Annotated in this window: 11 protein-coding genes and 1 riboswitch; of the genes, 10 read left to right on the forward strand and 1 reads right to left on the reverse strand. The window is 37.0% G+C overall.

Going from position 1 to position 13,160, the window contains the following annotated elements:
* Window positions 1–48 precede the first annotated feature (48 nt).
* Window positions 49–130: riboswitch (cyclic di-GMP riboswitch) on the reverse strand.
* Window positions 131–507: 377 nt separating this feature from the next.
* From P0N36_RS04020 to P0N36_RS04030, 3 genes are all read left to right on the forward strand, one after another.
* Window positions 508–2,229 carry a methyl-accepting chemotaxis protein gene (locus P0N36_RS04020; RefSeq protein ID WP_275841548.1) on the forward strand — a complete coding sequence of 574 codons (1,722 nt, stop codon included), beginning with the start codon at window positions 508–510 and terminating at the stop codon, window positions 2,227–2,229.
* 67 nt (window positions 2,230–2,296) lie between these two features.
* Window positions 2,297–3,499 carry a tryptophan synthase subunit beta gene (trpB, locus tag P0N36_RS04025; RefSeq protein WP_275841549.1) on the forward strand — a complete coding sequence of 401 codons (1,203 nt, stop codon included), beginning with the start codon at window positions 2,297–2,299 and terminating at the stop codon, window positions 3,497–3,499.
* 420 nt (window positions 3,500–3,919) lie between these two features.
* Window positions 3,920–5,560 carry a sensor domain-containing diguanylate cyclase gene (locus P0N36_RS04030; protein WP_275841550.1) on the forward strand — a complete coding sequence of 547 codons (1,641 nt, stop codon included), beginning with the start codon at window positions 3,920–3,922 and terminating at the stop codon, window positions 5,558–5,560.
* Between the two features lie 104 nt (window positions 5,561–5,664).
* Here P0N36_RS04030 and P0N36_RS04035 read toward each other — a convergent pair whose 3' ends face one another.
* A complete protein-coding gene (locus P0N36_RS04035) occupies window positions 5,665–6,510 on the reverse strand; it encodes a hypothetical protein (RefSeq protein WP_275841551.1) in 846 nt (281 codons plus the stop codon).
* 485 nt (window positions 6,511–6,995) lie between these two features.
* Between P0N36_RS04035 and P0N36_RS04040 the strand changes: the two genes are divergently transcribed.
* The 7 genes from P0N36_RS04040 to P0N36_RS04070 all read left to right on the forward strand — a co-directional run bounded on the left by P0N36_RS04040 (window position 6,996) and on the right by P0N36_RS04070 (window position 13,064).
* Window positions 6,996–7,886, forward strand: a complete 891-nt coding sequence (locus tag P0N36_RS04040; RefSeq protein ID WP_275841552.1) for a DeoR/GlpR family DNA-binding transcription regulator — start codon at window positions 6,996–6,998, stop codon at window positions 7,884–7,886.
* A gap of 31 nt (window positions 7,887–7,917) precedes the next feature.
* A complete protein-coding gene (gene galE, locus P0N36_RS04045; protein WP_275841553.1) occupies window positions 7,918–8,934 on the forward strand; it encodes a UDP-glucose 4-epimerase GalE in 1,017 nt (338 codons plus the stop codon).
* Complete coding sequence (locus P0N36_RS04050) at window positions 8,927–9,673, forward strand: tyrosine-protein phosphatase (protein ID WP_275841554.1); 747 nt, start codon at window positions 8,927–8,929, stop codon at window positions 9,671–9,673. Before galE ends, P0N36_RS04050 begins: the two co-directional genes overlap by 8 nt.
* A gap of 203 nt (window positions 9,674–9,876) precedes the next feature.
* Window positions 9,877–11,106, forward strand: a complete 1,230-nt coding sequence (locus P0N36_RS04055; protein WP_275841555.1) for a sensor domain-containing diguanylate cyclase — start codon at window positions 9,877–9,879, stop codon at window positions 11,104–11,106.
* A 60-nt stretch (window positions 11,107–11,166) separates the two neighbouring features.
* Window positions 11,167–11,877, forward strand: coding sequence for a GGDEF domain-containing protein (locus P0N36_RS04060; protein WP_275841556.1), 711 nt, complete (start codon window positions 11,167–11,169; stop codon window positions 11,875–11,877).
* A gap of 15 nt (window positions 11,878–11,892) precedes the next feature.
* The gene (locus tag P0N36_RS04065) at window positions 11,893–12,411 is read left to right on the forward strand and encodes a LiaF domain-containing protein (protein WP_275841557.1); all 519 of its coding nucleotides are present in this window, start codon (window positions 11,893–11,895) and stop codon (window positions 12,409–12,411) included.
* Between the two features lie 107 nt (window positions 12,412–12,518).
* Window positions 12,519–13,064, forward strand: a complete 546-nt coding sequence (locus tag P0N36_RS04070; RefSeq protein WP_275841558.1) for a cob(I)yrinic acid a,c-diamide adenosyltransferase — start codon at window positions 12,519–12,521, stop codon at window positions 13,062–13,064.
* Window positions 13,065–13,160: the final 96 nt, after the last annotated feature.

Genomic DNA, 13,160 nt, shown 5'->3' on the forward strand with positions numbered 1-13,160 from the left:
CGAAATTATGAATTGAATTAAAAAAGTTGCATAAACTTTAATAACAAATTTTGCAACCGAACTGTCATAGCATAAGCCTTAGACTCAAGTTTTGCGACCCTATTTTTCAATAGGTGTGCCATGGTATTTAGATGATCTATGCAAGGTTAGTCATAAATTGTACATATATTATATTTTACCATTATATGAAGCATCTTACCATGAAAAAATTTTGAAATATCCATTTTCTCATTCAAAATTTATTTCAGGGGGTGTTAGCAATTTGAACTTTAACCAAATATGGTTAAAGATCAAACCAAGTTTCACTAAATCAAAAAGAATGTATAGATTACGTTGATGCATTCGTAACTATAAACTCTTTATGAAAGTTCAACTACATGATTTGAACTTTAACCAAATATAAAAGTAGAAAAATAGTGGGATTAGTGATAAAATTTCACGGAGGGGATTGTTTATCAGTTCCAAATAGAGACCGAAGGGTCATTACACGGAGGTAACCAACTATTTATGAAAGTCTTTCACAGAATCAGCTTTAGGCTCATTTCCATTGTGTTTACTTTAATTTTCTTATGCAGCATCGCGTTACAAATCACATCTTTTAATATTATGTTCGATATGGTGAAGTCATCTGCAATAGACCGGGCCAACAACACAAAGAATTATATTAGCAGTCAAGTGGATTTTACAACTTTAGCGTCTTATAATCTAGAGTCAGATCAAAACAAAGAAGGTTATCAAGAATTAAAAAGCCTAATAAGAGGCTTGAAAGAGTCAAGTGGTGCGAAATTTGTTTATATTTCTAAGATGAATGAAAAAGGTGAATGGATTTATGTGGTAGACGCCTATGACGAAGGCGATGAACTATATACACCTCTTGGCACACCGGTAGAGGAAGATTATGAGGAGGTTTATGAAGCATTAGTTTCACAAGGAGTAGCAATGCCAGGTGAGTATGAGTCTGGTGAGTATGGTAAAATGATGAGCAGTTATTACCCGGTAAAAGACAATGATGGCGTCGTTGTGGCGGTTATTGGAACGGATTTTGACATTACTGCGGATTATGAACGCTTTATTGATGCCTTTATAAAGGGTTTACTAATCTCACTGGTTGTTCTGGGTCTGTCGCTGGTTGTTATTATGATTTTTACAAAGCAGTTAGTAAACCCGATTCATGCTATGGCAGGGGCATTTACTAGAATTGCTAAGTTTGATCTTTCAGAGGAGTTCCAACATAAGGCCTTGAAGTCTGAACTGGGTATATTGCAAAGAAGCTTGAACCAGATGATTGGAAATAATAGAAAAATGATAACAGAAATCTCACAAGTGACGAGTAAAGTCATCATTTCCTATAATGAAGTGACTCAAGCAATGGAGATGCTATCGAATTCTTCTAACGAAAATGCCTTACGCATTGGCAATCTTTCTGATGGTGTTATTAAAGAAGCAGAAGAAGTGGTATTGGCAAAAAACCTTGGAGAACAATTAGACGTAGAAATCAGTGCCATGGATGCATCTATCAGTAAAGCCTCGAAAGGTATGGAAGTGTTAAAGACAAAAACAGTAGGTTCAGAACAAGAACTTGGAAAATTATCTGAAAGCCTTCAAAATGCGGTTGTTGGATTTGATAAAAACACTTTAAAATTTGTGAGTCTCGAAGAAAAATCAGGCAGTGTGGTGAACATTATTGAGACCATTAGAAGAATTGCCAGTCAAACCAATTTACTTGCTCTTAATGCTTCGATAGAGGCGGCAAGAGCCGGTGAAGCGGGTAGAGGATTTGCGGTGGTTGCCAATGAAATACGTAATCTGGCGGAAGAATCAAATAAATCAGTAACCGAGATTGAAGCCATTATTGGAAGTGTATTAAAGGATATCGATGAGGCCATGATTACAAACAAGGATAATACAACTCTAATTAGTAAGTCAACAAACAGGTTGGAAGAAACTGTGACGGCTTACAGTGAATTAAAGGATTCCATAGATCATGTTTTGTATGAAATTGATGCACTTGACAAAAAGTCAGATGTAGTCATGTTGCATAAAAATGATGTTATGGATAAATTTGTCGTCATAAGTGATATATCTCAAAGTGCCACCACTCAAATACAGGAGATGACAGCACTGATTGAAGAACAGACAGCCAATACGGAAGTGGTGGTCTCAAATATGGAACAATTAAAATCAAGTGTAGAGAAGATTGGGGACGAACTTAAGGTTTATAAACTTTGATTGTATTGAATTTCTTACAGTGCTATGGTACTATGATAAATAATTCAACTTATGGGAGGATACTATTATGAAACATCAATTTGGAAGATTTGGGGGGCAATATGTCCCGGAACCGGTCATTGAAGCTTTGCGTGAGCTTGAGACGGCTTACGAAGCGGCAATTGTAGATGAGAGCTTTATCAAAGACTATAAGTACTATTTAAAAGAGTATGTAGGACGGGAGAATCCTTTATATTTTGCAGCGAACTTAACAAGCAGACTGGGTGGGGCTAAGATCTACTTAAAGCGTGAAGATTTGAATCATACAGGTGCACACAAGATTAATAATGCTATCGGACAGATTCTGTTAGCAAAACGAATGGGTAAGAAGAAAATCATTGCTGAGACAGGAGCCGGTCAGCACGGTGTGGCTACGGCTACAGCAGCAGCTATGTTTGATATGGAATGTGAAATCTATATGGGTGAAGAAGATACGGTTAGACAGCAATTGAATGTTTTTAGAATGGAACTTTTAGGCGCTAAAGTAGTGGCGGTCAAAGAAGGTACCAGAACCTTAAGTGATGCTGTGGATGCTGCCATAAAGACATGGGTAGAACGCATTGATGACACCTTCTATCTGCTCGGTTCAGCTGTTGGGCCACACCCCTATCCAAGTATGGTCCGTGAGTTTCAAAAAATCATCGGTGAGGAAGCCTTGGCACAGATACAGGAAAAAGAAAAAAGACTTCCGGATTATTGTGTCGCTTGTGTAGGTGGTGGTAGTAACGCCATTGGTTTATTTCATGCTTTTTTACCTTATGAAGAGGTTGGCATTATTGGTGTAGAAGCGGCCGGCTTGGGCGTTGAAACCGATATGCATGCAGCAACAATGGCTAAAGGTAAAGAAGGCGTTATACATGGTATGAGTACCATCTATGTTCAAGATGATGCCGGTGAAATCAGCCCAGTCTATTCTATTTCTGCAGGCTTGGATTACCCGGGTGTCGGTCCTGAACATGCCTATTTAAAAGACACTAAAAGAGCAGAATATGTGTCTATTACAGATGAAGAAGCTGTTAAAGCTTTTCTATACTTGTCTCAGACAGAAGGTATCATTCCGGCTATTGAAAGTGCTCATGCCATAGCCTATGTCATGAAGATGGCGCCAACATTGTCCAAGGATAAGATTATTCTTGTCAATCTATCAGGACGAGGCGACAAAGACGTTCAAGCCATGGAAGCATATATTGCAGAAAACAATGTCGACATTATACAAAAAGAGAAAATTTGATTAAAGTAAGAAGGGTTAAGGTGTCAAAACTATAAAGTGAAGCTTAGTTTTGACCCTTTAACCAAGAAGTTAAAAAAATAGAACCGACAAATTGACAAATATTTAACTAAACCATATAATATTAATGGGTTATAAATTTGATTAAATGATACGTTTGGATTTCGTATATTCAGTAAAGCCTAACTGACATGAGATTTCTAGCTGTTATGGCGCATACCGCCACCGGTACGTTTTGTTTGATTGAGGTTTATAACCTTTTTTTTATGCTTCTTAATAATAGTAGATGCATCATTATAAGGGCTGATATAAAAGAAAATAGTCCTATGGACCCATATGTAATGTCGGAGAACTAAGAAGTATGGTATAATAGATGGATAACTTATGCTCATTATTATATCCTTGTTGGTTGAGGTGAATGGAATGAAAGAAAAAATAGATTATGACAAATTTAGACGTTTAATCTCTTCAATACTCTACCAAGACGAACTAAGTGATACGATCTTGTCTGATTTGGCAGGAGGGTCACTTGTGTTTGGAAGTATGGAAAGCATAGTGCTTGATTTGTGGAAAATCAGGGAAACGATGCTGAAGATGCGTGATGGCGTGATATCTTTTGAAATAGGAGGAATAGGACCGATTTTTGAGGCCATCAAACAACTTCAGACAAAATTACAATATTTAAACACACAGATGGAGGCACTTTCGGAAGGAGATTTTTCCCAAGATACAGATTATTTTGGAGAGTTTTCAAGTGCCTTTTTGCTAATGAAGGAAAGACTTTTTGAAGATATGGAAGCCCTTGAGCGAGCAAGACTCACTGAACAAGAATTGAAGCAACACTTTAAAACGATTTTTCATATGATTCCTGAACCTACAGTGATTACAACATTGAATGATTTTCGTATTTTGGATTATAATAATGCCTACTTAAGCAATAGTGGGTATACGGTAGAAGATATTGAAGCTTTAAGAGAAGATAGCATTCATATTTATACCAACGATTCAGAAAAAAGAGATATTATTAAATCGATGCTGAATGAACAAGGTTATTGTGAGAACATAGAAGTTAAGTTCAAAACAAAAAACGATAGAATTCGAATTGGCTTGGTTTCAGCCAGACTTTATATGGTAGAAGATGTTACGATGGTGGTTCATGTTATTCGGGATATCACTCTACTTAAAGCCTATGAAAGATCTATCAAAGACAGGGAAACTCAGTTGGAACTCATATTTGAGAACTCACCTATCGGAATTATACAATACAACCCGGAAGGCATGATTCTAAACATCAATCAGTATTTTTGCAATCTATTGGATGCGACAAGGGAACAATTGCTCAATCTAAATATGTTGGAGCTTCCGGATAGGCATCTGGCACAGGTGATTGAAAAATCATTAACAGGCAATACGGCTGTTTATGAAGATCTTTACAAATCAACCATTACAGGTAAAGAAGTTTATGTACGTGCAACTTTTGCTCCGGTGTTTGATGATTCTGGTATTATGACAGGTGGAATTGGTATTGTTGAAGATTATACAGAGAGAAAAGCAATGGAAGAAGAAATCAGAAGGTTATCTGTTACAGACAAATTGACGCAACTTTATAACCGTTTGAAAATAGATGAAGTATTGGAAATGGAATTAGAGAGAGCACAGAGAACCAAATGGCCATTTGGTGTTATATTACTTGATATCGACCATTTTAAGCATGTCAACGATAACTTTGGACATCAAACTGGTGACAAAACCCTATATGACCTATCTAGATTAATGGAGAAGAGCGTGAGGGAGATTGATATACTAGGACGGTGGGGTGGAGAAGAATTTATTATTATTGCGCCAAAGACGGATATGCAAGGAGCCTTCATCCTAGCAGAAAAATTAAGAAAAAAAATTGAAACATATAACTTTGAAAAAATCGATACATTAACATGCAGTTTCGGTGTTGCCATATGGGAAGGTGATGAAGAACCTGCGTCCGTTATATCAAGGGTAGACAAAGGCTTATATGAGGCCAAAGCAAAAGGGCGAAATCGAGTAGTGAAAGTACTAAAAAAGTAAAGTTATGCTGAGTGGAAATATAGAAACATAAAAAAGAAAAGGTTTGGGGCCTTTTCTTTTTTTGTGTTTCTCATCTTGGGAGAGATTATTCACTGCTTAAGGAACTAAAAGATAGCGAGTATGATAAATGCACATATGAAGATCGCACCAGCTGGTGGGTCAATGTGGGTATCGTTGTGACTGTTGAAGACGAGGGTGAAAACTTCCCCGATAATCATGGACAAGATACCAAAAGCCATACCAATATAGGGGTCACCGGAGGAAACGGCGGCTAGACCTGCAATCATAGTGATATGATGTGTACCGGGAACAGGCAATCCCATTTCTGCGAAAATCAATGAAGCGGCACTGATGGTAAAGCCGATTGCTGCAATGTTCAAAGCAATAGCCATATTAGATACGACTAACCCCAAGCCGGCCGCAAGGATCAACATGAACAGAAAGAATTTACCTTCGGGGAAAAAGCGTCTAACTTCACCTTTTGAACCATCGAATGAGCCTATAAGCCCGGTCTTGCCAAAAATAAGCCTAACAATGAGCCCTGAAATGACAACGGTCAGTGCGATGGTGTCTGTTTGAATAGCTAGAACGGTTGAAAGTAAATAATTGATTGCATAGCCTAAGGAACCGAAAATTCCACCTACCAAAAGTACAGTAGGATCCCCTAGACCAAACATAGGTGCTACGATGTCTGTGCCGTTGGCATCACCCATAAGTTTTTTCTTGTTGGCGGCAAAAGCAACAGCGGCCACACCACCTGCAAAGGCAATATGTGGACCGAAATAACTACCAAAAGCAATTTCGTTTAGAATAGTAGCTTCACCACCGCCCAGCATAACAGCAATACCTATAAGTCCGGTAAAACCTACAAAGATAAAGGCGCCCAAAGCCCCTATGGTAGCAGCAAATACGCCGCCGCCAAAACTAATTAATAAATGTAACAGTGTCATCATAATCTCCTTTGTTTCTTTATTTTCATCGGTTATTAAGTTGAAAACGTTTCCCTCCTCTCGTGATCATATATCAACTTTACCGATAAATTCATGTAATATATAAAATGAATATAAACATACAACACTTTAATATATATATATATATATATTATATATAAATTATATAAAAGTCAATATCTTTTTAATATAAATTAAATATAATATGAATATAAAGTGAATATAAAGACTTTAACAATATTCAATAGAGAACGCAAATGACGTTTAACCTAGAATTCATAGTAATATACTTCTGATATTACTATGAACTGACGGAAGCCTTGAAGCTGTTGCTTGCTTAAATTGATGATAAAATGATTATGAAATAAAGAAAGAAAATGTTATAATATGTTAAAGGGTCAAAATCAAGTTTCGCAAGAATCACATATAATATATAGTTTTGATGCCTTACCAAGGATAGATGAAATAAACATCTAGGAGGAGTTATGGATCAAATTGAACGACGCCAAGATATTATGAAAGAAATAAAGAAAAATGGTGCTGTTAAGGTAAAAGAACTGGCAAAAGCCTATAGTGTTGGAGAAGCCACGATTAGAAGGGACCTGAAGCAATTGGCTGAAGAAGACCGCTTAGTTGTTACCTATGGTGGTGCTTATTTGCGTGAGATTCCAAATGATGTTGCTTATAAGAATAGGGTACAATGGATTAATAAAAACCCTGCAGATAAATATCCTGGAGAGAGTACAAGCAGCTACAACGCTCGCTTACAGAATACAACGACGATCAAAAGAAATGGCCAAGAGCAAGTCATTCGAGAAATCATCATAGAAGATAGCATATTAAAAAACCATTATAATAAGATTGTTGGTAAAGCCCATGGTTACATTAAAGACGGTGATACAATAGCTCTTGGAAATGGGACGCTATCAGCGCTTCTGCTTCAAAATATGGACCCTAAGCTAAGAATCAACCTCATCACCCCATCTATTAGCAATGCTTTGATTGCATCAGAAAAACCTTTTATTAAAATACATGTACCGGGAGGCATATTGGATAACGATAGCAAGATTCTAACAGGCAGCCAAATGGAACAGTTTATTAAACAATTCAATATTGATATCGTCTTTGTTGAACCGGAAGGTATATCAAAAACGGAAGGGATTACTTTTAGTGATTATGAAGAGTTAAAGGCAATTAGCTTAATGATTGAGCAAGGTAAAAGTAATGTTTTGTTGGTAGAAAGTTCGAAGATCAATGCGTCATCTTTTGCAAAACTGGAACGGTGGCAGTCTTTTGATAGTCTGATAACAGACACGAAACCGGATGAGGAACATTGTAAACATCTTGATATTCAGGGTGTCAAACTGATTTATTAAGGGTGTATAAGCCTAATGAGGAGGTAATGAAATGGCAGTACTGGTCACAGGCGGTGCAGGATATATTGGTAGTCATACCATAGTTGAATTATTGGAAGCATCTATAGATGTGGTGGTGGTAGATAACTATATCAATAGTAAGCCGGAAGCCCTAAATAGGGTCCAGGCTATAACAGGTAAAGATTTAACTTTTTACGAAGTAGATATCTTAGACGAAAAAAGCATGGAACAGGTTTTTGAGAATCATGAAATTGAAGCGGTTATTCACTTTGCAGGGTTAAAGGCGGTTGGAGAATCGGTTGCCTTACCCTTAAGCTATTATCATAATAATATTACCGGTTCTATAATACTTTTTAAGCTCATGAATAAGTATAATGTCAAGAGATTGGTGTTCAGTTCTTCTGCAACGGTTTATGGATTAAGCAACCCATCGCCGCTAACAGAAAACTTGCCTCTTAGTACGACCAATCCTTATGGTACAACCAAGTGGATGATAGAAAAAATCTTGCAAGATATTTACCATGCTGATTCAACATGGCAGATTGTATTGTTGCGTTATTTTAATCCCATTGGCGCTCATGAAAGTGGTCTTATAGGAGAAGATCCAAATGGCATACCCAACAACCTTATGCCTTATGTAACACAAGTAGGTATTGGGAAAAGAAAACAATTGGGTGTTTTTGGAAAAGATTATGATACACCGGATGGTACGGGTGTACGTGATTATATCCATGTGGTGGATTTGGCAAAGGGCCATCTGAGTGCCTTGACCTATATAACAAAGCATAAAGGCATTGAAGCCATCAACTTAGGAACAGGAAATGGGCATAGTGTTTTAGAGGTTATTAAGACCTTTGAAAAAGCCAATAATGTAACTATTCCATATACCTTTGAAAAAAGACGTCCTGGTGATATTGGGACTTGTTATGCAGATGTGAGCAAGGCAAAAAAGTTATTGGGATGGGTAGCAAAAAGAAGCCTAGAAGATATGTGTAGAGATGCATGGCGTTGGCAAAGCATGTATCCGGAGGGTTATGTGAATGATTGATACACATATACATATACTCTCTAATGTGGACGATGGTCCAAAGACAGTGTCAGAATCCATTAAAATGGCCAGGATGGCAATAGATGAAGGCATAACGGAAATGATTGTTACACCCCATTATAAAAGGCCGGGATATACAAACGAGAAAGTGCATGCGTCTTATGAATCACTAAAAAAAGAATTGATTAAACAAGACATAAACCTAAAACTGTATATGGGTAATGAAATCTATTTAAGTGAAGACAATGTGATGGATCTGATGGAAAAAAAGGCATATACCTTAAATGATGGTCCTTATGTTCTTGTAGAACTACCTTTTCGCCACTATTTTCCATTTCACGATGTCTTATTGCATCAATTACAATTAAAGGGTTACAAAGTTATTTTAGCTCATGCAGAACGATATGAGGCGCTCATTCATCAGCCAAATAAAATAAAAGAGCTTGTGGATAGAAACATATATATACAGTTAACAGGAAACGCCCTACTGAATAAAAAAACAAAAAAAATCGGATTTAAATGGATAAAACTAGGCTTGGTTCATTTGATAAGTACCGATGCCCATGATACATCTGTAAGGAAACCAACCATAAAAAAAGCATACAATCAGGTGATGAAAAAAATCGGAAAAGATGCTGCTGAACTTATTTTTGTGGACAACCCCAAAGCAGTTATAAATGGTTATGATATGGAAAGACCAACCCTTACAGAAAATAAGATGAAGTTTTTGACACTTTAACCATGATTAAGTACATAAGATAAAACATACATGACAAATAATGATATTTTTTCAGAACTGTGGTAAAATGTCATTACATGTTAATTGTTTAAAAGCATAAACTCAATATTCCCAGTTAGTGGATTTTCAAGGCGAATGAACGAGCTAGCCAAGAATATAGAAACCATCCGGGAAAAAGAGAAGCCGATAGGTGAGGTGACCTGATGGGAAGTCTAAAATCAATAGAATTATATATTGCAATCGTTACAACCTTTATACTTGCAGTTTTAGCTGTTGCAATCACCTTTATTCTTGTTACTTTATATGATATACAAGATAGGACAATACTTATATCAATGGCTATAGCTATAAATGCCATACTCATGATTATATTTAACATATTGTTATCCGTAAGATTCATGAAAGCGACGAAGGATTTGAAGCAAGACTTGGTATTGAAGGATATTCTATATGATCTATTCCATCAGACTTCACTAAAGCATTCCATAGAAGAGACTTGTGATTTGATTCTTAAAGCAGCCATTAAGGCCATACCTTTTGCTAGGCGAGGTACAATTATGGATGTCACTAGTCCTGACTTGATCCAGTTCAAAGCCTATGAAGGTTATAGCCTTGATCAACTAAATGGAATGAGACTTAGTTTGAAAAATACATATTTATATAAAGAAACAGAAGGCAAGATGGACCGAACCATTATCATTCCGGATACGGTATCATACATTAAAAATCAGAGTAAATCAGCTTACGTAGACCAGATTATTGAGGGAGACAGTGAAACAATTCGGTCAACTGTATGTACCCCCATCATGGTAAACGGTAAAGTTTTTGGTATGTTAAATGTAGACAGTTGCAAGTATGATGCTTTTACTCAAAAAGAAGTGGACATCCTAGAAATATTTGCCTATGAGGTAGGTCGGATGATTCGTTATACTCAAGTCATGAATGAGAACATATACTTGTCTAGATATGATGATATGACCAAAATCTATAATAGAGGTTACTTTTATGAGTTACACAAGAAGATGTATGGTAACCCGGCGATTAAAGATTATATATTCATAGCAACGGATCTAAACAATCTAAAAGAGGTCAATGACACGTATGGTCATGGTATTGGTGACCGTTTGATTCGACATTTTACAAAAAATGTTTCAAGTTTATTAGCTGAAAACTGCATATTTGGTCGTTATGGTGGCGATGAGTTTAATATATTATTGCCACATTGGACAAAAAATGAGGCCTATGCATTGATTGATAAGATCAATCAAAAGCTGGCGGATGATCCGATTAAGGCAGGTGAAGATGTGATTTTTGTTTCTTATAGCTATGGTGTCGTACAATGTCCTACAGATGAAAGGGATTACAAAGAATTAATCAAGCTTGCAGATCAAAAAATGTATGCCCATAAAAGAGAAATGGAAGCACAAGCGTAGTAAGTTAGAACTTGGCACAGTAATAGATAGACCCTATAATTGAGTGAGAGGTGGCATATAATGCGTTATTTACCGGAAAAAACAGTTGAGTATCTTGAGCGAAATGGGTACGACGCCCAGAGAGACCATAATTGTTATCAGGCTCTAAAGAACTATCTAAAAGATGAAGGACACAAAAAGAATCTCAAGGATTTTTCAAAACATCTTCTAAACGATTATATGGCACTCATTGGCATGGTGGAGCTTCGCATGGAAGAAATGTCCCAATTATCAGAAACAGATGCAATGACACAAGTGTATAATCCAACGAAGATGCAAAATATTATAGACCATGAATGGTCAAGGGGAAAAAGGTACCATTCACCTTTGTCTTTAATCCTTTTTGAAGTAGATGGATGGGATGAAATAATTGCTGAGCATGGCCGGGATATAGGTAATCAAACCCTTTTAAAGTTGGCAGAGATTATTAAGTCAAATATTCGTACAACGGATGTATTGGGGCGTTGGTATGGTGAAGCTTTTATATTGGTTGTACCAACAACGAATAATGTTCAGGCCCAGTGGCTAGCACAAAAACTTAGAAAGACCATTGATGGCACAGACTTTGAAGGGGTGGGGAATCTAACCTGTTCCTTTGGTGTAGCGGATCGAGATGCAGCTATGGACGTGGATGATTGGGTCATAATATTAGAAATGGCCCTTAAAAAAGCTAAAGAAAAAGGTCGTAATTTGGTTATCGATTACGAAACTATTATCAATGAAGATGAATGAAACGGAGGTATTTGTATGAAAAAGAGTAAGATTTTTGGCGTAGCAGGATTAGCAGCTTTAGCCGGTGGTGGTTATGCGGCATATAAAACCATGACAAAGGTCAAGGTCCTTAAAGCAACTTACGATCAAGTAATAGCCTTTAACGGATCTGAGAAAAAGTATGAAATATTTGAAGGTGATTCTTATGCAGCCGTATTTGCCGGTGTAGAGATTGACCTTAGTCAGGCAGAGATGGTAGGTGATAGCGCAGTGCTTAGAATCTATGCTGAGTTTGCCGGTGTTGAGATTACTGTGCCTAGCGATTGGAATGTTAAAGTAGATGGTATAGCAGATAAGGCAGGGGTTAGCAATCAGGTGGATTATAGAGCCGATGACACGACTTCTAAACGCTTGACCATTGATTATAATATTAAGTTTGCTGGACTTGAGATTAAACGTGTTGATCTTGAGGATACAATAGAGATTGAGATTGAAGATGAACCGGAGTTTGATAATCCGGATATACGTGAGGCGGATGCCCCAGCGGAGTCGTAGAGTATACTAAAAGCCAATGCTATTATAGGTTGGTTTTTTTATATATTTTATTATGTGAGAATGATATAATATGATTATGAGAATGATTATCAAAAGGAGGTATTAGAATGAAGATATATACAAAAAAAGGTGATCAAGGCTATACCAGCAATATAAAAGGAGAACCAATCAAGAAGTCAGAGGCATTACTAGAACTCCAAGGAACCATAGATGAAGCAAATGCAGCTATAGGTTATCTTAGATCTTTAATGGAGGGGGCGTATCCTGATCTTGAAGATGGGTTGCGAGATATTCAATATGCGCTTTTTAGAATGGGTAGTGATGTGACCTATGGTTTTACCCAAAAACTCATTATTGAAGAAGATGTATCAGTACTAGAGACGGAGATTGACAGAATGACCGGTGCATTTGGGGTGCAGACAACATTTCTCTATTATAGTGGGCATCAAACAGCAACATATGCTCAACTGGCAAGAAGCATTATTAGGCGTGGTGAAAGGGCGTTTGTAAGAGCTTATGTGGGTGATGATTATCCTATGGACTTAAAATATTTGAATCGACTTGCGGACTATATGTATGCTCTCGGTCGTTATTTAAACCATATCCATGGCGTTGTTGAAGAAAAAATGACCATTAGAGATGAGAAGGCTTAAGTTTCAATTTACTGCAGGATATGTTAAAATTGAATCTGGATAGGATCAGTAGAGGGGATGGCATTATTACAAATCGTGAACACTTGAATGAATTGA

The sequence above is a fragment of the Petrocella sp. FN5 genome (assembly GCF_029210395.1).
Taxonomy (GTDB): domain Bacteria; phylum Bacillota; class Clostridia; order Lachnospirales; family Vallitaleaceae; genus Petrocella.